At 72.4% G+C, this 23,748-nt stretch carries 22 protein-coding genes; 14 read left to right on the top strand and 8 right to left on the bottom strand.

The features are described 5' to 3' along the window. Nucleotides 1-65 precede the first annotated feature (65 nt). From AB0C03_RS12180 to AB0C03_RS12165, 4 genes are all read left to right on the top strand, one after another. A complete protein-coding gene (locus tag AB0C03_RS12180) occupies nucleotides 66-1,013 on the top strand; it encodes an ROK family glucokinase (RefSeq protein WP_030337718.1) in 948 nt (315 codons plus the stop codon). Between the two features lie 11 nt (nucleotides 1,014-1,024). Beyond that, the gene (locus AB0C03_RS12175) at nucleotides 1,025-1,717 is read left to right on the top strand and encodes an endonuclease/exonuclease/phosphatase family protein (protein ID WP_030337717.1); all 693 of its coding nucleotides are present in this window, start codon (nucleotides 1,025-1,027) and stop codon (nucleotides 1,715-1,717) included. 117 nt (nucleotides 1,718-1,834) lie between these two features. Continuing rightward, entirely contained in the window at nucleotides 1,835-3,241 is a 1,407-nt protein-coding gene (locus AB0C03_RS12170) for a flavin-containing monooxygenase (protein WP_030337716.1), read from the top strand. Nucleotides 3,242-3,296: 55 nt separating this feature from the next. After that, nucleotides 3,297-4,091 (top strand): alpha/beta hydrolase, encoded by a 795-nt coding sequence (locus tag AB0C03_RS12165; RefSeq protein WP_030337715.1) that lies wholly within the window; start codon nucleotides 3,297-3,299, stop codon nucleotides 4,089-4,091. 19 nt (nucleotides 4,092-4,110) lie between these two features. Here AB0C03_RS12165 and AB0C03_RS12160 read toward each other — a convergent pair whose 3' ends face one another. Both AB0C03_RS12160 and AB0C03_RS12155 read right to left on the bottom strand, forming a co-directional pair. After that, on the bottom strand, nucleotides 4,111-5,607 hold the full coding sequence (locus AB0C03_RS12160; protein WP_245233772.1) for an alpha,alpha-trehalose-phosphate synthase (UDP-forming): 1,497 nt from the start codon (nucleotides 5,605-5,607) through the stop codon (nucleotides 4,111-4,113). A gap of 158 nt (nucleotides 5,608-5,765) precedes the next feature. Further along, nucleotides 5,766-6,617 carry a hypothetical protein gene (locus AB0C03_RS12155; protein ID WP_030337713.1) on the bottom strand — a complete coding sequence of 284 codons (852 nt, stop codon included), beginning with the start codon at nucleotides 6,615-6,617 and terminating at the stop codon, nucleotides 5,766-5,768. Between the two features lie 325 nt (nucleotides 6,618-6,942). Here AB0C03_RS12155 and AB0C03_RS12150 point away from each other — a divergent pair, with 325 nt between their 5' ends. After that, entirely contained in the window at nucleotides 6,943-7,635 is a 693-nt protein-coding gene (locus tag AB0C03_RS12150) for a lysophospholipid acyltransferase family protein (RefSeq protein ID WP_030337712.1), read from the top strand. Between the two features lie 16 nt (nucleotides 7,636-7,651). Here the strand turns inward: AB0C03_RS12150 and AB0C03_RS12145 are convergent, their stop codons facing one another. Further along, nucleotides 7,652-11,200: an AAA family ATPase gene (locus tag AB0C03_RS12145; protein ID WP_357636458.1), complete on the bottom strand. Its 3,549-nt coding sequence runs from the start codon at nucleotides 11,198-11,200 to the stop codon at nucleotides 7,652-7,654. 61 nt (nucleotides 11,201-11,261) lie between these two features. Here AB0C03_RS12145 and AB0C03_RS12140 point away from each other — a divergent pair, with 61 nt between their 5' ends. Further along, nucleotides 11,262-11,519 (top strand): hypothetical protein, encoded by a 258-nt coding sequence (locus AB0C03_RS12140; RefSeq protein WP_081884176.1) that lies wholly within the window; start codon nucleotides 11,262-11,264, stop codon nucleotides 11,517-11,519. Nucleotides 11,520-11,595: 76 nt separating this feature from the next. On the opposite strand, the gene AB0C03_RS12135 is transcribed toward AB0C03_RS12140, so the two are convergent. Then, on the bottom strand, nucleotides 11,596-12,288 hold the full coding sequence (locus AB0C03_RS12135) for a Crp/Fnr family transcriptional regulator (protein ID WP_030337710.1): 693 nt from the start codon (nucleotides 12,286-12,288) through the stop codon (nucleotides 11,596-11,598). Nucleotides 12,289-12,547: 259 nt separating this feature from the next. Between AB0C03_RS12135 and AB0C03_RS12130 the strand changes: the two genes are divergently transcribed. From AB0C03_RS12130 to AB0C03_RS12110, 5 genes are all read left to right on the top strand, one after another. After that, nucleotides 12,548-13,045 (top strand): polyadenylate-specific 3'-exoribonuclease AS, encoded by a 498-nt coding sequence (locus AB0C03_RS12130; RefSeq protein ID WP_030337709.1) that lies wholly within the window; start codon nucleotides 12,548-12,550, stop codon nucleotides 13,043-13,045. Nucleotides 13,046-13,123: 78 nt separating this feature from the next. Then, nucleotides 13,124-13,627 (top strand): pyridoxamine 5'-phosphate oxidase family protein, encoded by a 504-nt coding sequence (locus AB0C03_RS12125; protein ID WP_030337708.1) that lies wholly within the window; start codon nucleotides 13,124-13,126, stop codon nucleotides 13,625-13,627. Between the two features lie 162 nt (nucleotides 13,628-13,789). Further along, nucleotides 13,790-14,818, top strand: a complete 1,029-nt coding sequence (locus AB0C03_RS12120) for a 6-phosphofructokinase (RefSeq protein ID WP_210866831.1) — start codon at nucleotides 13,790-13,792, stop codon at nucleotides 14,816-14,818. 71 nt (nucleotides 14,819-14,889) lie between these two features. Beyond that, nucleotides 14,890-15,708, top strand: a complete 819-nt coding sequence (proC, locus tag AB0C03_RS12115) for a pyrroline-5-carboxylate reductase (RefSeq protein ID WP_030337752.1) — start codon at nucleotides 14,890-14,892, stop codon at nucleotides 15,706-15,708. A gap of 69 nt (nucleotides 15,709-15,777) precedes the next feature. Further along, nucleotides 15,778-16,128, top strand: coding sequence for a DUF2203 domain-containing protein (locus AB0C03_RS12110; protein ID WP_210866817.1), 351 nt, complete (start codon nucleotides 15,778-15,780; stop codon nucleotides 16,126-16,128). Nucleotides 16,129-16,370: 242 nt separating this feature from the next. On the opposite strand, the gene AB0C03_RS12105 is transcribed toward AB0C03_RS12110, so the two are convergent. Together AB0C03_RS12105 and AB0C03_RS12100 are read right to left on the bottom strand one after the other, a co-directional pair. Further along, nucleotides 16,371-17,048, bottom strand: coding sequence for a class F sortase (locus tag AB0C03_RS12105; protein ID WP_357636453.1), 678 nt, complete (start codon nucleotides 17,046-17,048; stop codon nucleotides 16,371-16,373). Continuing rightward, a complete protein-coding gene (locus AB0C03_RS12100) occupies nucleotides 17,045-17,911 on the bottom strand; it encodes a DUF4397 domain-containing protein (protein ID WP_357636451.1) in 867 nt (288 codons plus the stop codon). Before AB0C03_RS12100 ends, AB0C03_RS12105 begins: the two co-directional genes overlap by 4 nt. A gap of 124 nt (nucleotides 17,912-18,035) precedes the next feature. Between AB0C03_RS12100 and AB0C03_RS12095 the strand changes: the two genes are divergently transcribed. Continuing rightward, nucleotides 18,036-19,637, top strand: coding sequence for a glycosyltransferase 87 family protein (locus AB0C03_RS12095; protein WP_357636448.1), 1,602 nt, complete (start codon nucleotides 18,036-18,038; stop codon nucleotides 19,635-19,637). 28 nt (nucleotides 19,638-19,665) lie between these two features. Here AB0C03_RS12095 and AB0C03_RS12090 read toward each other — a convergent pair whose 3' ends face one another. Together AB0C03_RS12090 and AB0C03_RS12085 are read right to left on the bottom strand one after the other, a co-directional pair. Next, nucleotides 19,666-20,340 carry an NADPH-dependent F420 reductase gene (locus AB0C03_RS12090; RefSeq protein ID WP_030337703.1) on the bottom strand — a complete coding sequence of 225 codons (675 nt, stop codon included), beginning with the start codon at nucleotides 20,338-20,340 and terminating at the stop codon, nucleotides 19,666-19,668. Between the two features lie 349 nt (nucleotides 20,341-20,689). Beyond that, entirely contained in the window at nucleotides 20,690-21,181 is a 492-nt protein-coding gene (locus AB0C03_RS12085) for a glutathione peroxidase (RefSeq protein WP_210862036.1), read from the bottom strand. A gap of 166 nt (nucleotides 21,182-21,347) precedes the next feature. On the opposite strand from AB0C03_RS12085, the gene AB0C03_RS12080 reads away from it, so the two are divergent. Beyond that, on the top strand, nucleotides 21,348-22,973 hold the full coding sequence (locus tag AB0C03_RS12080; RefSeq protein WP_357636445.1) for a glycosyl hydrolase family 18 protein: 1,626 nt from the start codon (nucleotides 21,348-21,350) through the stop codon (nucleotides 22,971-22,973). A gap of 181 nt (nucleotides 22,974-23,154) precedes the next feature. Then, entirely contained in the window at nucleotides 23,155-23,664 is a 510-nt protein-coding gene (locus AB0C03_RS12075) for a nuclear transport factor 2 family protein (RefSeq protein ID WP_357636442.1), read from the top strand. The last annotated feature ends 84 nt before the right edge of the window (nucleotides 23,665-23,748 follow it).

Genomic DNA, 23,748 nt, shown 5'->3' with positions numbered 1-23,748 from the left:
TCCGACCCGGACCGGCACTGGGCCGGAACCTGGGCCGGACAGCACAGCAGAGGGGGGCGGCAGCGGTGACGCTGACCATCGGAGTCGACGTCGGTGGCACGAAGGTGGCCGGCGGTGTCGTGGACGACACCGGCCAGGTGCTCGTGCAGACCCGACGGGACACTCCCGCCGATGACGTCGCCAAGACCCGCGACGTCATCATCGAGCTGGTCGCCGAGCTGGCCACCGGGCGGAGCATCGAGGCCGTCGGCATCGGCGCGGCCGGTTGGATCGACGCCGGCCGTTCGACGGTGCTCTTCGCCCCCAACCTGGCCTGGCGTGACGAACCGCTGCGCGAGTACGTCAGCGAGGCCGTCGGTCTGCCCGTGATCGTGGAGAACGACGGGAACGTCGCCGCGTGGGCCGAGTTCCGCTACGGCGCGGCCCGCGACGCCGACGACTCGATGATCATGTTCACCATCGGCACCGGTGTGGGCGGCGGCATCGTCCTCGGCGGCGATCTGATGCGCGGCGCGCACGGCATCGCCGCGGAGCTGGGCCACATGCTGGCCGTACCGGACGGGCACCAGTGTGGTTGCGGCCGGCTGGGCTGCATCGAGCAGTACGCCAGCGGCAGCGCCCTGGTCCGGTTCGCCCGGGCCGGCGCCCGGCAGGAGCCCAACCGGGCCACCGCCCTGCTGGAGCTGGCCGGCGGCGAGGCCGAGGCGATCACCGGCCCGATGGTGACCACCGCCGCCCAGGGCGGCGACCCGGTCTCCGCCGAGGCGTTCGCCCAGATCGGCCGGTGGCTGGGCACCAGCCTCGCCGACATGGCGCAGATCCTCGACCCGCAGACCCTTGTCGTCGGCGGCGGCGTGATCGACGCCGGCGACCTGCTGCTCGGGCCCACCCGCCGCTCGTACCTCGACGCGCTCGCCCAGCGCGGTCGGCTGCCGGTGGCCGAGGTGCTCCCGGCGGAGCTGGGCAACAGCGCCGGGGTGATCGGCGCGGCTGACCTGGCCCGCCGGATCTGAGGCGGGTCGGGATGGGTGTGCCGCTGCGCGTGGTGTCGTACAACATCCACAGCCAGCGCGACGACACCGCCGCGCTGGCGGCGGTGGTCCGGGCCGCGAAGCCGGACGTGGTGATCGTGCAGGAGGGGCCGCGCCGGTTCCGGTGGCGGCAGAAGTCCGCCACGTTGGCCGAGTCGTTCGGTCTGGTGGTGGCCGCCGGTGGGCTGCCCGCCCTGGGCAACCTGCTGCTGACCAGCCTGCGGGTGCAGGTGCGCGGCACCCGCTGCCAGCGCTTCCCGCTGACCCCCGGCCGGCACCTGCGCGGCGCCGCGTACGCCGACTGCAGGGTCGGCGACGCTGAGTTCACCGTCGCCGGCTCGCATCTGTCCACCGACCCGGCCGAGCGGCCCTCCCAGGCCGCCGAGTTCAAGCGTGGCCTGGACGCGGCGACCAGCCCGGTGCTGGCCGGCGCGGACCTCAACGAGGGTCCGGACGGGCCCGCCTGGGCCACCGTGTCGCGCGGGTTGACCGACGCCGCGGTGGCGGCCGACCGGGCCGAACGGCTCACCTACTCGTGCGCCGACCCGCGCCGGCGCATCGACGCGCTCTTCGTCGACCCACGGATCACCGTTGTCGACTACGACGTGGTGGACACCCCGCAGACCCGGCGGGCCAGCGACCACTTCCCGGTCCTGGTCGACCTGCTCCTGCCCACCACCGGCTGACCTCCGACCCCGGCCCGCGCGTCGACGCGTCCGCTCCAGGACTGGACATCCGGCCCCGTTGTGGAGAGGATTTCGCGGCGACCGGCACGCCTGCCGTACCAAAAGGAGATGTCCCCGGTGTCCACCTCCACCGACCACGGCCGGCCCGACCCGGAGGCGACCTCGCCCGCGGCGAACAGCGACGGCCGCCCGGTCTCCGACCGGGGCGACACGGTCTGCGTCATCGGGGCCGGGGCCAGCGGGCTGACCGCCATCAAGAACCTGCGCGAGCACGGGTTCGGTGTGGACTGCTACGAACGGGAGACGGGCGTCGGCGGCGCCTGGAACTGGCGGCACGACCGGAGCCCGGTGTACGCCAGCACCCACCTGATCTCGTCGAAGCCGTTCACCCAGTTCCCCGACTTCCCGATGCCGGACTCCTGGCCGGACTATCCGCACCACGGTCAGGTGCTGTCGTACTTCGAGCGGTACGCCGACCACTTCGACCTGCGCTCGCACATCTGGTTCGGCACCGAGGTGATCCGGGTCCAGCCCGTCGAGGGGGATCGGTGGGACGTGACCACCCGCTCCACCGGCGGGTACGGCCCGGAGCGCACCGCCCGGTACGCCGCCGTGGTGATCGCCAACGGGCACAACTGGTCGCCGAAGCTGCCCCGCTACGAGGGCCTGGAACAGTTCCGTGGCGAGGTCATGCACGCCTCGTCCTACAAGGACCCGGCGCAGCTGCGCGGCAAGCGGGTGCTGGTGGTCGGCGCCGGCAACACCGGCTGCGACATCGCCGTCGAGGCCGCCCAGCAGGCGTCGCGCTGCTGGCACTCCACCCGGCGCGGCTACTGGTACGCGCCGAAGTACGTCCTCGGTCGCCCCGCCGACCAGGTCAACGACACCCTGTTGGCGCTGCGGGTGCCGCTGCGGGTACGGCAGTGGCTCTACCACTGGACGCTGCGGCTGACCGTCGGTGACCTGACCCGCTTCGGGCTGCCCAAGCCCGACCACCGGGTGTACGAGACGCACCCGATCGCGAACAGCCAGCTCGTCTACTACGTGGGCCACGGCGGGATCGGTCCGGTGCCGGACGTCGCCCGGTTCCACCCGTACGCGGTGGAGCTGGCCGACGGCCGCGAGATCGACCCCGAGGTGGTCGTCTTCGCCACCGGTTACCTCCCGCGCTTCGAGTTCCTCGACGCGTCGGTGTTCGGTGACAGCGCGGGCGCGGGTCGGCCCACGTTGTGGCTCAACGCGTTCACCCCGGGGCATCCCACCCTGGCGGTCGCCGGGCTGCTGCAACCGGACTCCGGGCTGTTCACCCTGTCGCACTGGCAGACGGTGCTCTTCGCCCGGCTGCTGCGGGCCCGTCGGGACCGGCCGGAACGCGCCGCGGCGTTCGCGTCCCGGGTGCGGGAGCGGGCCGGGGAGCGGTACTCCGGGCCGGTCAAGGAGAGCAGCCGGCACTGGTTCGAGGTCGGGCACGCCGACTACCTGCGCGCCGTCCAACGCGCCCTGACCGAGCTGGAGGGCAAGTGAGCGCCCAGCCGCATCGTCGCGAACGAAAGGCAGACCAGTGAGCGAGCTGCGGATCATGCGCGGCCGGGAGTGGTCGCGCCCGGTCCGGCCGGCCCGGCGGGAGGTGCTCAGCGCGATCCCCGAGCTGGAGGAGGGGCGTCCGCCGCTGCTCTTCGTGCCCGGGTTCGGGCACGGCGCGTGGGCGTTCGCCGAGCACTGGTTGGGTCACGCCGCGTCGCGGGGGTTCCCGGCGTACGCGGTGAGCCTGCGGGGGCACGGTGGCAGCGAGCCGGCGCCGGAGGCGACGCTGCGGGCGTACGCCCACGATGTGGTCCAGGTGGCGGCGAGCCTGCCGCGGCAGGCGGTGCTGGTGGGGCACGGCGCCGGGGCCCTGGTGGTGGCGCACGCGTTGGCCCGCTACCCGGCGCGGGGCGCGGTGCTGGTGGCGCCGGTCTTCGGCGGCTGGGGTCTGCTGGGCGCGGCGTTGCGCCGCAACCCCGCGGGGACGCTGCCGGCGGTGTTCGGCGGGCCGTTGCGGCTCAACCGGCGGCAGTTGTTCAGTAGTGAGTTGCCCGACGAGGAGGCCCGGCGCTACGTCGGACGCCTCGGTCGGGCGGGTCGGCGGGCGCAGTGGGCGCTGCTGGGCGCGCCGGAGGCGGAGCCGGCCGTGGGCGCGCCCCCGGTGCTGGTGCTGGGCAGCCCGGACGACCGGGTGGTGCCGGCGTCGACGTTGACCCGGGTGGCCCGCCGGTACGGGTCGGCCCCGTTGCTCTTTCCCGGGATGGGCCACGACCTGATGGTGGACGTGCGGTGGGCGGAGCCGATCGACGCGATCCTGGACTGGTTGGAGAAGGAGCCCGCGGCGCACTGAGCAGCCGGGCCGACAGTGCTCAGGTGCCGCCCTGGTGGACGGCCGGGCTGCCGGTCGGGGCGACCGGCCGGGGCACCCGCGCGGTGCCCTCGGAGCCGGTTTCGGTGCTGGTCAGGCGGCTGATCAGGGCACCGCCCTCGTCGAGGGCGCGCAGGTAGGAGCGGGCCCAGGCCCGGATGTCGTGCTGGTGCAGGTGGGCGCGCATGGCGCGCATCCGCTGCGTGGTGTCGGCCGGGCTGGCCCGCAGTGCCGCCCGCAGGCCCTGCTTGAGCCCTTCCAGGTCGTGCGGGTTGACGAGGTACGCCTGGGACAGCTCGGCGGCGGTGCCGGCGAACTCGCTGAGCAGCAGGGCGCCGGTGTCGTCGACCCGTGCGGCCACGTACTCCTTGGCGACCAGGTTCATTCCGTCGCGCAGCGGGGTCACCGCCATCACGTCGGCGACCCGGTAGAGCGCGGCGAGCTCGGCGCGGTCGAAGGGCTGGGTGAGGTAGTGGATCGCCGGCTCGCCGACCCGGCCGAACTCGCCGTTGATCCGGCCGACCTCGCGCTCGATGCGTTCGCGCAGGATCTGGTACTGGCCGACGCGTTCCCGGCTCGGCATGGCGACCTGCACGAGCACCGTGTCGCGGACCTTGACGTCGCCGCTGGCGAGCAACTCGCTGTACGCCTTGAGACGCTGCTCGATGCCCTTGGTGTAGTCCATCCGGTCGACGCTGAGGATGACCTGCCGGGGATCGCCGAGGTCCTGTCGGAGCCGGTGGGCCCGCGCGGCCACGTCCGGCCGGTCGGCCAGCGCGGCCATCTCGGCGGTGTCGATGGAGACCGGGAACGCGCCGATGCGGACGACCCGGTCGTCGATGCCGATCCGCCGGTCGGTGGCGGGCAGTTCCAGCACCCGGGTCACCAGTTGGGCGAAGTTGTGCGCCGCCTGCACGCGCTGGAAGCCGACCAGGTCGGCGCCGAGCATGCCGCGCAGCAGTTCGGCCCGACGGGGCAGTTGCATGAAAAGCTCCGGCGGCGGGAACGGCACGTGCAGGAAGAACCCGATGCGCAGGTCGGGGCGGAGCGCGCGCAACTGACCGGGGACCAGTTGCAGGTGGTAATCCTGCACCCAGATCACCGCGCCCGGCTCGGCCACCTCCGCTGTCGCCTCGGCGAAGCGCTGGTTGACCCGCTGGTACGCCTCCCACCACCGACGGTGGTGCTGCGGCTGCTCGACCGAGTCGTGGTAGAGCGGCCAGAGGGTGGCGTTGGCGAACCCCTCGTAGTGGTCGCGCAGGTCTTCCGGGCTGAGCGCGACGGTGTGCATCCGCACGCCGTCGACGTCGGGCAGTGCGGGGGCCGGCCCGGTGCCACCGGCCCAGCCGACCCAGGTCGCCGGGGTGTGCCGCAGGAGCGGGTGCAGTGCGCTGACCAGCCCGCCGGGGCTGCGCCGCCACTCGCAGGCGCCGTCGGGCGCCTGATTGTCATCGATGGGGAGGCGGTTGGCGACCACCACGAGAGAACTCTGTCGCATCTCGGGCATTCCGATCAGCAGAGGACTGACCGCCGCGAGCAAGGGAAAACCGGTCAGTCAGCGGGGGAAGTGACGTACAGCGGTATTCCTACTGACAGTAAGTTACACCACTGTTACGCCACCGGCGGGGCGCTGCTGTCCCGGGATGCGGGCCGACGTCAGACGACGGCGCCGTTGTCCGGGTCGTCGTCGTCCTCGTCGCCGGGGCGCAGCCGCCAGACCAACGTGACGAAACCGGCCAGGATGCCGGTGAACCCGAACAGCGTGACCGCCGAGCGGTCGATCGGGAGCAGCCACGGGAAGAGGAACAGCACGAAACCGACGACCACCCCGAGCACGCCGATCACCGCGTACTTGCTGACCCGTGGCAGTGGGGGCGGTGGCGGCGGGTGGTAGCCCTCGTCGTCATCGTCGTCGGGCAGGTCGGCACCGAAGGTGTCCAGCCCGTCCAGCAGCGAGGGTTCGTCCGGTCGGGTGCCGCGCCCCACGGAGATCCCGGAGATGTCGGTGGCGGACGGTAGCCGGCGAACGTCGGTGGCGGTCGGACCGGGCTCGTCGGTGCTGGAGCGGGTCAACGACCCGGGGGTCGACTCGTCCCGGGTGTCCCGTTCGTCCACGTCCTCGGAGGCGGGCCACGGGTGGTCACCGGGTGCGGAGGTGGTGTGGAAGCCCTCCACGATCCGCGCCCACTCGGCGTCGATGTCCGGTTCGTCGCGGGCCGGCGGCTGCTCCACGGCGGTCTCGTCGGCGAGTTGGGTCAGGTAGTCCCGTGCGGTGGTCAGGTGCGACCGGTCGACGTAGAGCCGGTCGACCGGTCGGGCCGGCACGGTGGTGGTGCGGGTGACCGGGTTGAGGTCGGCGGAGGGCTGGAGGTAGGCGGCGATCCCACCGGCGGCCAGCACGTCGAGCAGGTGCTCGCCGACGCGCGGATCGACGTCGCCGACGACGGCGTACTCGTTCGCGTCGAGCCCGTTGTCCCGCCGTCCCCGGCGGGCCCCACCCGCTGACACCCGGACATCCCCCTTAACGCGCCTTCCGGCGCGGCCACCGCTGCCCTTCGACGCCCGTCCGTACGCCGTGCTCTGAATCGTGACACGTCAGGGCATGGTTCCGGGAGTGCGTTGTGTCGCGTCTTCCAAAGTCACGGCTCCTCCCGCAGGTCGCGGCAGGGCTCCTTTGTCCGTTCTTGCGCGACAAGTGCGATCTCGGTGATCGTGGCATAGCTCGATGCCGCAGCCCCGCAGCGCCGTCCGTTGTGGTGGGAGCGCTCGCTTCGTAGGCTCGGCGGCGACGACGGCTGGCGCTGTCGCGGGCACACCACGGGAAAGGACGCCGGTGCTCTACTGGCTGCTGAAGTACGTCATCCTCGGTCCGCTGCTCAAGCTGATCTTCCGCCCGCAGGTGGAGGGCCTGCACAACGTGCCGGCGACCGGCCCGGTGATCCTGGCGAGCAACCACCTCTCCTTCTCCGACTCGATCTTCACACCGCTGATCACCGCCCGGAAGGTCACCTTCGTCGCCAAGGCCGAATACTTCACCGGCAAGGGCATCAAGGGCTGGCTGACCAAGATGTTCTTCGTCGGCACCGGCACGATCCCGGTGGACCGCTCCGGCGGCCGGGCCGCCCGCGCCGCCCTGGACACCCAGTTGCAGGTGCTGCGGGCCGGGGGAGTGGCCGGCATCTACCCGGAGGGCACCCGCTCCCCGGACGGGCGGCTCTACCGGGGCAAGACCGGGGTGGCCCGGCTCGCCCTGGAGAGCGGCGCGGTGGTGGTGCCGGTGGCGATGCTCAACGCCGACGAGATCCAACCGCCGGGCAAGCTCATCCCCAAGATCGACCGGGTGCGGATCCGGTTCGGGGCGCCGCTGGACTTCTCCCGCTACGCCGGGCTGGCCGGCGACCGGTTCGTCGAGCGCGCGGTCACCGACGAGATCATGTACGAGTTGATGGAGCTCTCCGGCCGGGAGTACGTCGACATCTACGCCCAGAAGCTCAAGGAACCCATCCCGGCGCCGCTGGCCGCCTAGCCACCGCCGTCGACGGTCAGGGCAGCTGGAGCAGGTGGGGGGCGCGGTGGCGGGTGGCGAAGTCGTGCAGACGGGCCCGGGTCGCCGCGGCGGCGGGCGGGTCGGTCTCGGCCAGCGGGCCGATCGCCAGCGCCAGTGTGATGACCTCGTCGGTCACGTCGGTCATCCGGGCGTAGCTCCCCGCCGCCGACCGCAGCAGGCTCGCCGCGGTCGGGGCGTCCCCGGCGTGCCGGGCCAGCGTGGCGTCGGCGACCTGACCGGCGGCGTGCGCCCACGGGGTCATCCGGGGCGCCCGGTCGAGCAGCTGCCGGACCAGCCGGGCCGCGTCCGCGCCGAGCACTCCGGCGACGTGACCGACCGTCGGCACCCACTCCGCGAACGGAATCATCCGAGTCCGCCGCCAGTCCTCGTCCAGTTCGGTGAGCAGCGCCATCGCCTCGTCGCGGCGGCCCTGCACCGCCCGGCACAACGCGGCGTGCGCCAGGGTGGAGCGCAGCACCCGGTGGAATCCGCTGCGCCGCGCCGCCACCAGCGCCTGCTCGACCAGGTCCCCACCCGGTCCGTCCGGTCCAGCGGTCTCGTCCAGCTCGGCTCCGGCCAGCCCGCGCATCCAACCCGAGACCGCCACGATGTGCAGATCCCACTCCGCGGTCGGTCGTCGGGTCGACTCCGCGGCCATCGCCAGCGCCGCCGTCCAGTCACCCGCATAGTACGACCGCGCCCACTGGTCGGCGAAGCTGGTGGCCAGGCTGTGCTCGCCGCCCAGGTCGAGGGTGAGCTGCTCGTCGACCAACCGGGCCGAGCCGGCCAGGTCGCCCTCCTCCTGCAACGCCCAGGCCAGGTTCTGCACCGCCCGCCGTCGACTGGTCAGCCGCTCCACCCGGCAGTGCTCGGTCACCTCCGCCAGCTCCGGGAACGCCGAGGCGGAGCCGGCCAGGTAGCGCGCCACGGCCAGGGTGATCCGGGCGTTGGCCTGGACCTCGCGCAGCTCAAGCCGCTCGGCGAGGGCTGCTGCCGCCCGCGCCGCCGCGCACGCCGGCTCGGTCTCCGCGTTCAGCATGTGCACCCGGGCCAGCTCCAGCAGGGCGCCCGCCTTCTCCTGACTGTCCGGCAGGTCGCTGTAGATGCCGATCGCCTGGTCCAGGCAGTGCAACGTCGCCGAACGGTCGGCCCGGCTCCACGCGGCGGTGGCCAGCAGCGTCCAGGCGCGCGCCGCCCCCGTCCGGTCGCCGCCGGCGGTGAGCCGCTCGGCCAGCCGGCTGAGGGTGTCCGTGCCCCCCGCCACCAGGAAGGCGTCCCCGTCCCGATAGAACGCCAGCTCCGCGTCGAACAGCTCCAACGCCGGGTCCGGCCCGACGTCGAGGGCCAGCGCGCGGCTGACCAGCGCGGCGGCGGTGTCCAGCGCGTGCAGCTCGTACGCCCGGCGGGCCGCCCGGTGCAGCGCGGCCCGAGCCGGCGGGGCGTAGGGGGCGGTGTCCAGCCCGACGGTCCGGGCGATCTCGTGTGCCGCCCAGCGATGGTGGGCCAGCACCTCGGCCAGGTCGTACTGGCGGCCGTCGGTGAGCTGCGCCATCCAGTCGGCGGTGCGTTGGTGACGCAGCACCCGTTCGGCCCGGGGTAGCCGCTGGTAGCAGACGTCGCGCACCAGGATGTGCCGGAACCGGTACTCGGGCTGACCGGGCATCGTCGACGTGCTCTGCTCGTACACCAGGTCGCGACGTTGCAGGCGGTCCAGCGCGCGCTCGACCCACTCCACCGGCCGCCCCAGCGCCATCGCCACCGGCGCGGCCCAGAACACCACGCCGACCACGGCGGCGGCCTGGAGCACCGCCCGGTCGGCCGGGTCCAGCAGGTCCAGCCGGTTCGCGATGACCGCCTGCACGGTGCGGGGCATCTCCGGGCCGCCGTCGAGGTCGGGGCGGGCGACCGAGTCGACGCCGTCGAGCAGGCCACCATCCAGCAGCATCCGGGCGTACTCCTGGGCGTAGAGCGGGTTGCCGTCGGCGAACTCGATCAGCGGGGTACGCGAGGCGGAGGGCAGCGTCGACTGCCCGAGAAGCAGCGAGTAGAGCGTGTCGATGTCGGTGTCGTGCATCGGCGGCACCGAGATGGACATCGCGCCACTGATCGTGCCGGTCCAGGCCGGGTGCCGTTCCCGCAGTTCCGGGCGGGCGGTCGCGACGACCAGCAGCGGTATGCCGCGCGCCGTCGCGCCGAGTTGCTCGACGAAGGCGAGCATCGCCTGGTCCGCCCAGTGCATGTCCTCGAAGGCGAGCACGGTCGGACCGGTGGCGGCCAGGGCGAGCAGGAAGCGCCGCCAGGCCGCCTCGGTCTCGCCGGGGGTGAGCCGCTCGCCGGGTACGCCGATCAGCGGCCCGAGCGCCTCGGCCAGCCGGGTCGCGTGCGGGTCGGCGAGCTGCGCCAGCCGGGCCCGCAGCCGCTCGCGCAGCGCGGCCGGGTCGTCGACCTCCGGCACGCCCACCCAGGTCTTCACGATGTCCGACAGTGCGGCCCAGGTGACGTTCTCGCCGAACGGCGGGCACTGCCCGACGAGCCAGGTGACCGGTGGGCCGGGCATGCTGCCGGCGTTGCGGGCCAGCTCGCGCAGCAGCCGGCTCTTGCCCACACCGGCCGGGCCGAACACCGTCACCAACTGGGAGGTCCGCTCGGTCACCATCCGGTGCAGCGCGTTGACCAGCAGGCCGCGCTCGTGCTCCCGGTCCACCATCGGGGTCAGCTCGGCGCCGCGCGGGTCCCGGTGCGGTCGGACCTGGACGGCCAGCCAGATCCGGCTCACCGCGGACCGGCCGCGCAGGGTGACCGGTGGCTGGTCGGCGTACTCCATCTCGTGCCGGGTGGCCGACCAGGTGCTCTCGTCGACGACGACACCGCCCGGTGGGGCGAACCCCTGCAGGCGGGAGGCCGTGTTGACCACGTCTCCGGTGACGAACGCCTGCCCACCGTCGCGGGTGGCGGAGAGGTCGACCAGGGCCTCGCCTGTCGCGATGCCGACCCGGAAGCCCAGCGGCGGCTGCGGACCGGCGGGCTGACGGGCCAGGCTCCGCTGCAGCTCCAGGCCGGCGCGCACACACCGCAACGCGTCGTTGTCGGTGGCCACCGGCGCGCCGAACAGCGCCATCGCCGCGTCACCGATGTACTTCTCGACCACCCCGCCGTACTGGTGCACGATCCGGCGCACCGTGGCGAAGTAGGTCTGCTGCAGACTGCGGGCCTGCTCCGGGTCGGCCTGCTCCGCGTACCTGGTGAAGTCCACTATGTCGACGAAGAGGACGCTGACCTGACGCCGGTCCTCCTGCACCACGACGACGTGGTCGCGCAGCGGCTGACCGCAGCTGGTGCAGAAGTTGACCTCGGTGCTGTTGGCGTGCCCGCAGTGCGCACAGTTGACGCCGAGCGGCTGGCCACAGCCGCCGCAGAAGCGGTCGTCCGGCCCGGCCGCGCGGGCGCAGTGTCCACACTTGAGGTCGATGTTCAGCTCCGTGGGCGAGAGGGGCCAGTATCGCGGCTGACCCGCCAGTCGGGTAACCGACGGGTGGACGGGCAACGTCGTCGATCGGCCGGGGTTAGTGTTCCGTACCAGGAAGTTTCATGTCAGGGAGAGTGCCGTGCAAGTACGATTGTCCGCCTCGTGGACCGATCCGGGTGGCACACAGTGGGCTCCGGGCGACACGATCGACGTCGATGCTGTCACTCTCGCCGAACTGGAGGAGCAGGGCATGGTGGAAGAGCCTGAGGGTCAGTCGGGCGGGTCGGGGGAGACCACGACCACCTCGTCGAGCACGTCCACGGCTGGTAAGCCGACCGATCCGAAGAAGATCGGTCCGGGGCCGGGCGCGCCGCCGGCCGACAGCACGGAGAACTGATCGCCCGGGTGCGGTCGGTGGGCCCTCGGTCCGCCGGCCGCACCCGTCGTGCAGCCGCCCGGTGCCGGCCGACCGATTAGCGGTCGTTCATGCCGGCGCGCCGACGCAGCGCGGCCACGTCGGTCACCACGATCCGACGACCCTCGGTACGCAGCCAGCCGCGACTCGCGAACGAGCCGATCGCCTGGTTGACGCTCTGCCGGGAACCCCCGGCCATCTCGGCCAGCTGGCTCTGATTGAGCTCGATCGTGATCATCGGTGCCTGGCTCTCGCCGGCCAGCCGGACCAGCGTCTTCGCCACCCGACCGGGCAGGTCGAGGAAGACGTGGTCGGCGTTCTGCTCGGTGAGCCGGCGGATCAACCCGCCCAGTGAGCGCATCACCGCGTCCAGGATGCGGGGGTTGGAGTGCACCAATTCCATGAACGCGCCCCGCGACAGCGCGAGCGCCGCGCAGTCCTCGATGGCCTCCGCCGAGGCGGACCGGGTGGACGCGTCGAGCAGGGAGACTTCGCCGAGCACGTCCGGCGGACGGATAACCGACAGCACGGCCCGCTCGCCGGTGGGCGCGGTCCGAAACACGGCCACCGCGCCACGGCGCAGCACTATCAGTGACTCGCCGGGGTCGTTCTCCACGAAGAGCAGCTGGCCCTTGCGATAGGTACGTGGAACAGCGGCGGCGATGACGCGCTGCCGCACCTCGGGCTCCAGCCCAGCGAACATCTCCACACCCGTGAGCGCGTCACCCGGCTCTGGCAGGCGAACCTCCACGGCCCAACCCCTCCCCCGGTCATGGACCACAACTCGCTCACCGGGCGAACCTGATGGGCCCCGACAAGGTGAACTGACACCGATTCGGCGTCCGGTAGCGGTACACATCAGATCATGACGGTCCGGTCGCTTGCTGTACACCCCTCGAAGCACTTCCGTGACCGTCACGAGCTGCGACGCGCCACTCACAAGGTGTCGCCGGGGCGCGGGGTGGGCCCCGGCGGGGACGATGAAGCGGCGGTGGGCGAAGATGCCCGGAATGGTCTACCGCTACTTCTACGACTGCGAGTTCATCGAGGACGGCACGACGGTCGACCTCGTCTCGATCGGTGTCGTCGACGAGTACGGCCGCGAGTTCTACGCGGTCTCCACCGAGTTCGACGACTCCCGCGCCGTGCCCTGGGTCCGCCGCAACGTGCTGGACAAGCTGCCATCCCCGGCGGACCGGGCCTGGCGCTCGCGCGAGCGCATCCGCGACGACCTGTACGACTTCCTCATCGAGCCGATCCGGGACCGGCCGGGGGAGCAGCTGGAGTTGTGGGCCTGGTTCGCCGCGTACGACCACGTGGTGCTCGCCCAGCTCTGGGGTGCGATGCCGGCCCTGCCCCGGGAGATTCCCCGCTACACCAAGGAGCTGCGGCAGCTCTGGGACGACCGGGGTAGGCCGCCCCTGCCGGACGCGGACGCGGCCCGGCACGATGCTCTGGTCGATGCCCGGCACAATCTGGCCCGCTGGCGGGCGATGACCGCCCGCTAGTGGTGGCCACGCCGCCGTTAGGTTTGACCGGTTCTGTCCCGGGCAACGGTTCGACCAGCCGAGCTGAGGGAGATTGCCATGAGCGACCAGCCGACCAGCGCCGCGGAGGCGCGCGCCCGGGTCACCGGCCTGGCCCGTGCCGCGCGGATCTGCATGTTGACCACCACCGCTCTGGACGGGCGGCAGGTCAGCCGGCCGATGGGGCTCCAGGAGGCCGAGTTCGACGGTGAGTTGTGGTTCTTCGCCTCTGCCGACTCGGCCAAGGTCCGCCAGATCCGGGTGAACCCGGAGGTCAACATCGCCTTCTCTGACCAGAAGCACAACGCCTGGGTGTCGATCTCCGGCACCGCCACCGAGGGGTTCGACCGGGCCCGCGCCGAGCAGCTGTGGAACCCGCTGCTCAAGGTGTGGTTCCCGGATGGGCTGGACACCCCAGGACTGACGTTGATCAAGGTGCACGCCAGCTCCGCCGAGTACTGGGACTCGCCGAGCAGCACCGTGGTGAACCTGCTCGGCTACGCGAAGTCCGCCGTCACCGGCCGGCCACCGGAGCTCGGCGAGAACCACGAGGTGACCTACTGACCGGGGGTGGGTGGCCGGGGCGCGCTGTCGTCGTACCGGCGGGCCGACTACAGTGCGCAGTGACGGCCCGCCCCGGGCCGGCAACGGCGCCGATGGTCTGACCTGACACATATCCTGGGGCAAATCGGGCTTTACCTGATGCTCCAGGAGGATGAGCGGATCATGCGTATCGGCGTGCTCACCGGCGGCGGCGACTGCCCCGGTCTCAACGCGGTCATCCGGGCGGTGGTCCGCAAGGGCGTCGCCACTTACGGTCACGAGTTCGTGGGCTTCCGGGACGGCTGGAAGGGCCCGCTGGAGGGTCTGTCCCGGCCGCTGGACATCGCCGACGTCCGCGGCATCCTGCCCCGCGGCGGCACCATCCTCGGCTCGTCCCGTACCAACCCGTTCAAGATCGAGAACGGCGTCGAGCGGATCAAGGACAACCTCGCCGCCCAGGGCGTGGACGCGCTGATCGCGATCGGCGGCGAGGACACCCTCGGCGTGGCCACCAAGCTCTACGAGCTGGGCGTGCACGTCGTCGGCGTGCCGAAGACGATCGACAACGACCTCGGCGCCACCGACTACACCTTCGGCTTCGACACCGCTGTCAACATCGCGATGGAGGCCATCGACCGGCTGCACACCACCGCGGAGAGCCACCACCGCACCCTGGTCGTCGAGGTGATGGGCCGCCACGCCGGCTGGATCGCCCTGCACGCCGGCCTGGCCGGCGGCGCCAACGTGATCCTGCTGCCCGAGCGCCAGTTCGACGTCGACCAGGTGGCCGGCTACGTCGAGAAGCGCTTCCAGCACCAGTACGCCCCGATCGTCGTGGTCGCCGAGGGCGCCCAGCCGCTGGACGGCCAGATGGTGCTCGCCAACCAGGAGCTCGACTCCTTCGGCCACGTCCGCCTCGGCGGCATCGGCCAGTGGCTCGCCGAGCAGCTGGAGGCCAAGACCGGCAAGGAGGCCCGCACCGTGGTGCTGGGTCACATCCAGCGCGGTGGCACCCCGACCGCCTTCGACCGGGTGCTCGCCACCCGCCTGGGCCTGCAGGCCATCGACGCCGTCAACGACGGCGACTGGGGCAAGATGGTCGCGATGCAGAGCACCGACATCGTCCGGGTGCCGCTGGCCGACGCGACCCGCGAGCTGAAGACCGTGCCGCTGGAGCGGTACGCCGAGGCCGAGGTCTTCTTCGGCAGCTGATCGATCGTCGACGGCGTGGCGGGCCCGCGGGCCCGCCACGCCGCGACCCGACGCGAGGGGGTACGGCCGACATGTCCGCCGGAGTGCACACGGTCGCGGTGATCGGCGCGGGCAAGATCGGTGAGCTGATGCTCTCCGGGCTGCTGCGCTCGGGATGGCCGGTGGACCGGCTGCTGGCCACCGCCCGCCGGCCCGCTCGGGCCGAGGAGTTGACAGCCCGTTACGGCGTACGGGTGGTCGACAACCTGACCGCCGTGGACGAGGCGGCGGTGCTCGCGATCTCGGTGAAGCCCCAGGACGCCGCCGCGCTGCTCGACGAGATCGGCCCCAAGGTGCCGGCCGACAAGCTCGTCATCTCGCTCTGCGCCGGCCTTCCCACCAGCTTCTTCAGCCGCCGGCTGCCCGACGGCACCCCGGTGGTGCGGGTGATGACCAACACCCCGGCGCTTGTCGACGAGGCGATGACAGCGATCTCCGCCGGTGCGTACGCCACCGGGGCGCACCTGACGTTGGCCGAGGAGATGTTCAAGCCGCTCGGCCAGACGATCCGGGTGCCCGAGTCGCAGCAGGACGCGGTCACCGCGCTCTCCGGCTCCGGCCCGGCCTACTTCTACCTGCTGGTCGAAGCCATGATCGACGCGGGAATCCTGCTCGGGCTGCCCCGCCAGGTGGCACACGAGTTGATCGTGCAGACCGCGATCGGGTCGGCGGTGATGCTGCGTGACTCCGGTGAGCACCCGGTCAAGCTGCGCGAGGCGGTCACCTCGCCGGCCGGCACCACCATCTCCGCCATCCGCGAGCTGGAGAAGCACGGCGTACGCGCGGCGCTGCTCGCCGCGCTGGAGGCCGCCCGGGATCGGGCGCGCGAACTGGCGGCACAGGCCGACTGACCGTCCGGACGCGTCACGCCCAGCGGTTGCGGGCACGTCGCGGGGCCGTGCGTGCCGCATACTGGCCGGGTGTTCACACTTGCCCAGGCCCGGCACCTGGTGGCCACTCTGCAACCCCGCGTCGACGAGTTGATCCGGGTGCGGGCTGACCTGACCGAGCTGCGCGCCGACCTGGCCGACCACGGCGTGAGCGCGCTCGGCGGGCTGGCCGAGGTGAAGGCGCTGGAGGCTCGGCTGCATGCCGTCGTCGACGAGCTGCACCAGCACGACATCCAGGTCAAGGGCATCGCCCCGGTGCTGCTCGACTTCCCCGGCGAGCGGGCCGGCCGGGCCGTGCTCTGGTGCTGGCTGGAGGGCGACTCCGACGTGCGCTGGTACCACCGGGCCGAGTGCGGCTTCGCCGGCCGCCGCCCCCTCTGACACCCCCGGCCCTGGCGCCGGGGCCCGCGCGGCCTGCCGTGCTGATCCGCGCCGAGGCGGAGCGAGGCCGCCGGGTTGAAGGCTTGATCCACTCGGGCTCCTGAAAGTCGCGGCATCCGGGCACGCCGGACACGCGACTTCCTTGAACCCGAGTTGATCACGCGGCGGGCCGGGACCTCGCGGCGCGGGCCGCGGCGGGCCGGGACCTCGCGGCGCGGGCCCATGCCGGCCGGGTGCGCGGCTCAACCCGCCGCCGACGTCGGCAGGACCGGGCCTGCGGCCTCGGTCACCGCGAACACCACCACGTTGTCGACGTAGTGCCCGCGCCGCCGGTCGAAGTCGCCCCCGCAGGTGACCAGGCGCAGCTCCGCCCCGGGCGTCGGCCCGTAGACCACTGCCGTCGGAAACTGGTCCTTGCGGGTACGCAACGACCCGGTCACCCGGAACGGCAACCGCTGCCCGCCGCGCCACACCTCCACCAGGTCGCCGGGCCGCAGCTCGCCGAGCCGGGCGAAGACCGCCGGCCCGCGTCGGGAGTCCAGATGCCCGGCGAGTACGGCCGGGCCGGTGTCGCCGGGAGCCGGGCCGCCGCCGTACCAGCCGGCGGTGTCGAAGTCGGTCGGCGGGATCAGCGCGCCCGCGCCGTCCAGGCCCAGCACCGTGAGCGGTGAGTCGACACCGATGCGCGGTACGCGTACCCGCGTGGGTGGACCGTGTGGCGTGGGCGCGGCGGCCACCGACGGACAGCCGTCGCCGCAGCCGGGGTGCCAGGTCGCGACCGGCGGCGGCGGGTCGGTGGTGGCCAGCCCGACCCCGGTGCTCGCGGCGAGGCAGACCGCCGCGCCGGCCGCGACCAGCGCGGCCAGCGGCACCCGACGGTCACGGTGCCGCCGGATCGACGGGCCCGGCCCGGCGCTCACCAGGTGCTGCGCCGCCGTCGCCAGAGCAGCAACGCGACCACCCCGGCCGCCGCGGCCAAACCGCCGGCCACCAGGGGGTACGCGTCGAGCCCGGTGCGGGCGGTGCCCCCGGCGCCGGTGTCCACCCCACCGGCCGGGACGACGGTGCCGCCCTCGGCGTCGCGGCGCAGCTCGGCGGTCAGCCCGCCCTGCTTCGCGTCGAGCACCAGCAGCGAGTAGACAGCGCCGCCGGTGAGCCGCACCTCGGCGTCGGTGCTCGGACCACCGGCACCGGTCAGCTTCAGCCGCCATCTGCCCGGCTCGACCTGCTGGTAGTCGGTGGTGGTGGCGAACTGCACCCCGTCGGCGATCTTCGGGCCGTCGGAGGCGGCCACGTCGAGGATCGGGGTCCGCACCGACGCCTGCACGACCCGCACCTTGGCACGCCCGTCGCTGGGGGCGCTGAGGTCGTCGGTGAGCACCCGCAGGCCGAGGTCGGCGTGCCGCCCGACACCGGCCACCGTGAACGCGTCGCCACTGGTCACCGCGACCTCGGTGGTGAGCACCGGGGGATCGCTGGCGGGAGCGCCGGCCTCGCGCATCGCCACCGCGTACCGGCCGGGCGCGAGTTCGAGGTAGTCGGAGACCACGCCGTAGCCGACCCCCGGGAAGACCCGCGGCTTCGCGGTGCCCGGTGCGGCCAGGTAGACGTCGACGGCCGGGGTGTCGGGGGAGAGGTGGGCGAGCCGGACGTATCCGACGGTGTCCGCGCCCGTCGCGGCGACGGCCGGAACACCGACGCCGGCGGCAGCGAGGGCGGTGCCGAGCAGGAGCACGCCGGTGCCGGCCAGCAGTCGGCGGGGGAGGGTACGGGGCATGTGCATGTCGCCTCCGGGGGCACGTTCGGTGAGCGGTTGGCAACCCAGAGAACAGGGTCCCGTGAACGGGACTACGGCGCAAGTTGCCCCAGCGGGTGTTTCTTGGTGCCGTCCCGATTATTCTCGGTCGATGCGGGATCGCCGGGTGGCGCTGGCGTGGGCGGCCTTCGTCGTCGTCGCGCTGGTGTCCTGTGTGCTCGTTCTGCGCCGTCCGGATCGCCTCTCCGACCTGCACATCTACTACGGCGCGCTGGCCGACCTGCACGCCGGTCGGCCGCTGTACGGCTTCGTGGCGGCCAACGGCGGTCCGTTCACCTATCCGCCGTTCGCCGCCCTCGTGCTGGGGCCGATCACCGCCGTGCCGGAGGGCGTCCTGCGGGGAATCTGGTTGGTGGCGACGTGCGCGGCGGTCGTCGCCATCGCCGGGACGGTCGGTGTCGCGCTGACCACCCGGCAGTCCCGGCGACCGCTCGTGGTGGCGGTGGCGGCCACGGTGCTGATGCTCTCCGCACCGGTGCAGAGCAATCTGCGCTTCGGTCAGGTCAGCATCTTCATCGTGTTGATGGCCCTGCTCGACGGGGTGGGCCTGGTCCCGCCCCGGCTGCGCGGGGTGCTGGTCGGGGTCGCCTCGGCGATCAAGCTGACCCCGTTGCTGTTCGTCGTCTACTTCCTCGCCACCGGCCGCTACCGCGACGCGGGCCGCGCCGTGGCGACATTCCTGGCCTGCGCGGGGCTCGCCGGGATCGTGCTGCCCGGCGAGAGTTGGACGTACTGGACCGAGGCCGTCCGGCAGACCTCACGGATCGGCAACCTGGCGTCACTGGGTAACCAGTCCCTGCACGGCATGCTGCTGCGCGTCGGCGTGGACGAGGCGGCGTTGCCAGTGCTCTGGGCCACCCTGGTGGCGTTCGTCTGCGTGGCGGCCCTGCTGCGGGCGCGACAGTTGACGCGACAGGGCCGCAGCGGGCACGCGGCGGTGCTGGTCGGCTGCGCCACCGTCGCCGCGTCCCCGGTGTCCTGGACCCACCACCAGGTGTGGCCGGTGCTCGCGGCGATGCTGCTGATCGGCGCGTCCGGCGTCACCCAGCGGGCGGCCGGGGGAGCGCTGCTGGCCGCCATGGTCGTCTCGTTGGGCGCGGTGCTCAGTCCGGTGTCGACGCGGCCGGGGGTGCAGTTCCTCTTCGAGAACGCCCGCGCGATCGGGGTGCTCCTGCTGTGCCTGGTCGGCTTCGGTGGCGTCGCGGTCGCCGCCGCCCGCACGCACCGGCGACCGGCGGGCCGACGGGGCTGGTTGCGGGTGGGCGTGACGGCCACCGTGGCTGTCGCGTTCTTCGCGGTACAACCGCTGCCCGCCGGTGCCGACCCGACCTTCAAGGCGTACGCCCTCGACGACGTGGTCAACCCGCGGTACTTCTTCGTCTGCCGGGGCCCGGTCGAGTGCGCCGCCTACGGCACGGACGCGCCGGTCACCTTCGGCACCCGGGCCGAGAGGACCAAGGTGCGGGTCAACGGGGTGGTCTCCCCGCAGGTGACCAGGCTGGAATACTTCTCCGCCCCGGGTGGGCCACCCCGGGTCATTCCGCTGCTCGACGCGTACCCGGGGAGCCGGACGTTCTCGTTCCGCTCGGCCAGCATGGCGCAGGGCCGGCTCGTCGCGTACGACGCGGACGGGCGGCCGATCGCCAGCTACGACGACGAACTCGCCGCCGCCCTCCGCGCGAGGAGCCGGTAGGCGGTCGCGGGAGGGCGGTGGCGGTTGGTCAGCGGGTGGCGGCGGCCAGGGCGGCGCGCAGCTTCGCGGCGTCGCCGGTGGCCGGGTGCTCCCAGTCGGTAGGGCTGGCGGAGTAGAGCGTGCCGTACGCCGGAGTGTCCGGCTGGTAGCGCCACCCCTCGGCCAGCGGGCCGACGTCGACCGCGTCGTACCCGATCCGGTCCAGGAAGGCGGTCACCTCGGCCTTCGCGTCGGCGTCGTCACCGGCGATCGCGAGGGCGCTGCGGTCGGCCGCACCGGACGGCCGGGAGAGCGCGGCCAGGCCCTTGAAGTAGATGTTGTTGAAGACCTTGACCACCCGCGACTGCGGCAGGTGCCGCTGCAGCAGCTCACTGCTGGTGATCTCGCCGGAGTCCAGCTCCGGGAAGGCCCCGTCGCGCTGCGGGTAGTAGTTGTTGGTGTCGATGACGACCTTGCCGGCCAGTGGCTCCACGGGCACCGCGCGGTACGCCTTCAGCGGCACGCTGACCACCACCAGGTCACCCACCTGTGCCGCGTCCTGCGCGGTGCCGGCGCTGGCGTGCCCGCCCAGGGCCTCGACCAGGTCGGTGAGGGTCTCCGGGCCGCGCGAGTTGCTCAGCACCACGTCGTAGCCGGCGTCGACGGCAAGCCGGGCCACGGTGCCGCCGATGTTGCCACTGCCGATCAGTCCCACAGTTGTCATGCTCGTTCCCAACTCCGTCCACCCGCGACGCATTCCCGACCAGCCTGGTGGGTTATTCCGGTCACCCCGGCGGGGGGCTGCTCGCGACCTCGCCTTCCCGGCGGGTGCCTGGTGGCGCCGCACCCGTCCTGGACAACGTACTGCTCACGCTGGTCGCCGACCGGCTCTCCGGTGACATGCCCCTCTCCGGTGGCCAGCGGTTCGTGCCGGCCGCCGTGCGGTGCCGGCCCGGCCCGGCCCGGCCCGCAAGATCGTGCTCGATCCGGGATGTGGTGGCGTCCGGAAGCCGGGAGGCCACTACATCCATGTTCGAGCGTGATCAGGGCGGCACGCGCGGCGCCCTGGGGTGTCAGGAGGCGGGGAGGGTCTTATCGATGGCGGTGCGTAGCTCGTCCGAGCCGGGCTCGACGGTGGGGGCGAAGCGGGCGGCGACCGAGCCGTCCGGGGCCACCAGGAACTTCTCGAAGTTCCACCGCACGTCACCGGTGTGCCCGTCGGCGTCCGGAGTCTGCACCAACGCGGCGTAGAGCGGGTGCCGGTCGGGGCCGTTGACGTCGACCTTCTCGGTCAACGGGAAGGTGACCCCGTAGTTGACCTGGCAGAAGTCGCTGATCTCGGCGGCGCTGCCCGGCTCCTGCCCGGCGAACTGGTTGCACGGCACGCCGAGCACCACCAGGCCCCGGTCGGCGTAGGAGTCGGCGAGCTTCTGGAGGCCGGCGTACTGCGGGGTGAGGCCGCAGCGGGAGGCCACGTTGACGACCAGCAACGTCTTGCCGCGGTAGCGGGCCAGGTCGGCGGGGCCGCCGTTGAGGGCGTCGATCGGGATGTCGAAGACGGTCATGGGCCGAGGCTACTCGCGGGCCGGCGTCGGCCGGGTATGGGCGCAGCGTGTGCACTCCGTGCACCAGGAGAAATCGAAACATGCACATCTTGACGAACTGATGACGGCGTGAGTACCGTCTCACCATCTCTTTTGGAAAGTTTCCTAACAGTTCGGGAGACGCCGCATGAAAAGATCGCTCCGCCGAGCCCTCTGGGCCGGTGCCGTGGTCGCCGTGACCGTCGCAGCGGTGCCGGTGACCACCGCGTTCGGCGCCGGCACGGTCACCACCACCTTCACCAAGGCGCAGGACTGGGGGACCGGTCACGAGACGAGGGTGACCGTCACCAACGGGTCCAGCGCCACCGTCGCCACCTGGCGCATCGAGTTCGACCTGCCGTCGGGCACCACCATCAGCAGCGCGTGGGACGCCGACGTCACCAGCAGCGGCAACCACTACGTCGCGGTCAAGAAGAGCTGGGCCGGCGGCCTCGCCCCCGGCGCCTCGTTCAGTTGGGGCTACAACGGCAGCGGCGCCTACAAGGCACCGCTGAACTGCACCATCAACGGTGCCGCGTGCGGCGGCGGAACGACCCCGCCCACCACGACCCCGCCGACCACCACCCCACCGACCACGACGCCACCGACCACCCCGCCACCCACCACGCCACCGCCGACCACGCCGCCGCCGAACACCGGTGGCAAGAAGGTCGTCGGCTACTTCGCCGAGTGGGGCGTGTACGCCCGCAACTACCACGTCAAGAACATCCAGACCAGCGGCTCGGCCGCCAAGCTGACCCACATCCTGTACGCCTTCGGCAACACCACCGGCGGTCGCTGCTCGATCGGTGACAGCTACGCCGACTACGAGAAGGCGTACACGGCGGCGGACAGCGTCGACGGCGTCGCCGACACCTGGGACCAGCCGCTGCGGGGCAGCTTCAACCAGCTGCGCAAGCTCAAGCAGCTGAACCCGCACCTGAAGGTGATCTGGTCGTTCGGTGGCTGGACCTGGTCCGGCGGCTTCACGCAGGCCGCCCAGAACCCGGCCGCATTCGCCGAGAGCTGCTACAACCTGGTCGAGGACCCGCGCTGGTCGGACGTCTTCGACGGCATCGACGTCGACTGGGAGTACCCCAACGCCTGCGGTCTGAGCTGTGACACCAGCGGCCCGAACGCCTTCAAGAACGTGATCAGCGCGCTGCGGTCGAAGTTCGGCTCCAACGCCCTGGTCACCGCCGCCATCACCGCAGACGGCAGCAACGGCGGCAAGATCGACGCCACCGACTACGCCGGCGCCATCGGCAACCTCAACTGGCTGATGCCGATGACGTACGACTACTTCGGGGCGTTCAACGCCCAGGGGCCGACGGCGCCGCACTCGCCGCTGACCTCGTACACCGGCATCCCGCAGCAGGGCTTCAACTCCGACGCGGCGATCCAGAAGCTCAAGAGCAAGGGTGTCCCGGCCAGCAAGCTGCTGCTCGGCATCGGCTTCTACGGGCGGGGCTGGACCGGTGTCACCCAGGCGGCGCCGGGCGGCAGCGCCACCGGCGCGGCACCGGGCACCTACGAGGCGGGCATCGAGGACTACAAGGTCCTCAAGAACACCTGCCCGGCCACCGGCACGATCGCCGGCACCGCGTACGCCAAGTGCGGCAGCAACTGGTGGAGCTACGACACCCCGTCGACCATCAACGGCAAGATGACGTACGCGAACAACCAGGGCCTCGGTGGCGCGTTCTTCTGGGAACTCTCCGGTGACACGAGCAACGGCGAGCTCATCGGCGCCATCAAGGGCGGCCTCGGCTGAGCCGAAGGCCGGCGCACCACCCACACGGCGGGAAGGGACCCGCACCGTCCCTTCCCGCCCGTGACACAGCGGCCCGGTCGACGCCCAGCGTCGACCGGGCCGCCACCGTTGGGTTCGATCAGCTGGATGTGGCAGACTCGCGGCTCGGCACGTCTCGATCTCAGCGTCGACGGAGGTGATCATGCGCTCGACCCACCGCGGGCTGGCGGCGACCGCCGCCGGGCTGATGCTGCTGCCGGTCGCCCTGGTCGGCTGCGGGATCGGCGGCGGGGACGAGGACGAGTCCGCCGCCAAGCCGGCCCGAGCGCCCGCCGAGGAGGCCACCACCCGCTCCCGCGAGCGCGTGCAGGCGTACCTCGACGCGATGGCGGCCAAGGACGTCGCCGCCGGCCGCAGCCAGCTCTGCGCGCTGCTGCACGACGGCTTCGACCTGGGCGCTACCGGCCCCAACGGTGACTTCGCCGACCACTTCCAGGTGCCCGAGGCGGCCATCACCGACATCCGGTCCGGCCCGCTCGGGCAGGAGGTCAGCGTCTCGGTCTCGGTCACCGCCGGTAAGCGCACCGTTGTCCGGCCGTTGGTGTTCACCGTCACCCGCGACGGCAGTGACTGGTGCATCGCCGGTGAGGCACCGGGTGCCTCGGCCGACAGCGCGCCGCCGGCGAAGGCTCCCCCTACCCCCGCGTCCTGACCAGCGCCCGGCGAATTGATCTCCCATCTGCCGGAACCGTCCCCCTCGCCGCCCGGGCACCGCGACGGTCGCCGTACGCTTTCT

Origin of the sequence: Micromonospora parva, assembly GCF_040649675.1 — a bacterium.
In the GTDB taxonomy this organism is placed as follows: Bacteria; Actinomycetota; Actinomycetes; order Mycobacteriales; family Micromonosporaceae; genus Micromonospora; species Micromonospora parva.
The sequence above is the reverse complement of the archived record's forward strand: the minus strand, read 5'-3'. Positions and strand labels throughout refer to the sequence as shown.

What these genes read in the sequence shown, in the direction of transcription:
- AB0C03_RS12090 (WP_030337703.1), bottom strand. Translation starts at nt 20,340, where the DNA reads ATGACAACTGTGGGACTGATCGGCAGTGGCAACATCGGCGGCACCGTG.
- proC (WP_030337752.1), top strand. Translation starts at nt 14,890, where the DNA reads ATGTCCGCCGGAGTGCACACGGTCGCGGTGATCGGCGCGGGCAAGATC.
- AB0C03_RS12125 (WP_030337708.1), top strand. Translation starts at nt 13,124, where the DNA reads ATGAGCGACCAGCCGACCAGCGCCGCGGAGGCGCGCGCCCGGGTCACC.
- AB0C03_RS12080 (WP_357636445.1), top strand. Translation starts at nt 21,348, where the DNA reads ATGAAAAGATCGCTCCGCCGAGCCCTCTGGGCCGGTGCCGTGGTCGCC.
- AB0C03_RS12085 (WP_210862036.1), bottom strand. Translation starts at nt 21,181, where the DNA reads ATGACCGTCTTCGACATCCCGATCGACGCCCTCAACGGCGGCCCCGCC.
- AB0C03_RS12100 (WP_357636451.1), bottom strand. Translation starts at nt 17,911, where the DNA reads ATGCACATGCCCCGTACCCTCCCCCGCCGACTGCTGGCCGGCACCGGC.
- AB0C03_RS12120 (WP_210866831.1), top strand. Translation starts at nt 13,790, where the DNA reads ATGCGTATCGGCGTGCTCACCGGCGGCGGCGACTGCCCCGGTCTCAAC.
- AB0C03_RS12165 (WP_030337715.1), top strand. Translation starts at nt 3,297, where the DNA reads ATGCGCGGCCGGGAGTGGTCGCGCCCGGTCCGGCCGGCCCGGCGGGAG.
- AB0C03_RS12175 (WP_030337717.1), top strand. Translation starts at nt 1,025, where the DNA reads ATGGGTGTGCCGCTGCGCGTGGTGTCGTACAACATCCACAGCCAGCGC.
- AB0C03_RS12095 (WP_357636448.1), top strand. Translation starts at nt 18,036, where the DNA reads ATGCGGGATCGCCGGGTGGCGCTGGCGTGGGCGGCCTTCGTCGTCGTC.
- AB0C03_RS12075 (WP_357636442.1), top strand. Translation starts at nt 23,155, where the DNA reads ATGCGCTCGACCCACCGCGGGCTGGCGGCGACCGCCGCCGGGCTGATG.
- AB0C03_RS12160 (WP_245233772.1), bottom strand. Translation starts at nt 5,607, where the DNA reads ATGCGACAGAGTTCTCTCGTGGTGGTCGCCAACCGCCTCCCCATCGAT.
- AB0C03_RS12130 (WP_030337709.1), top strand. Translation starts at nt 12,548, where the DNA reads ATGGTCTACCGCTACTTCTACGACTGCGAGTTCATCGAGGACGGCACG.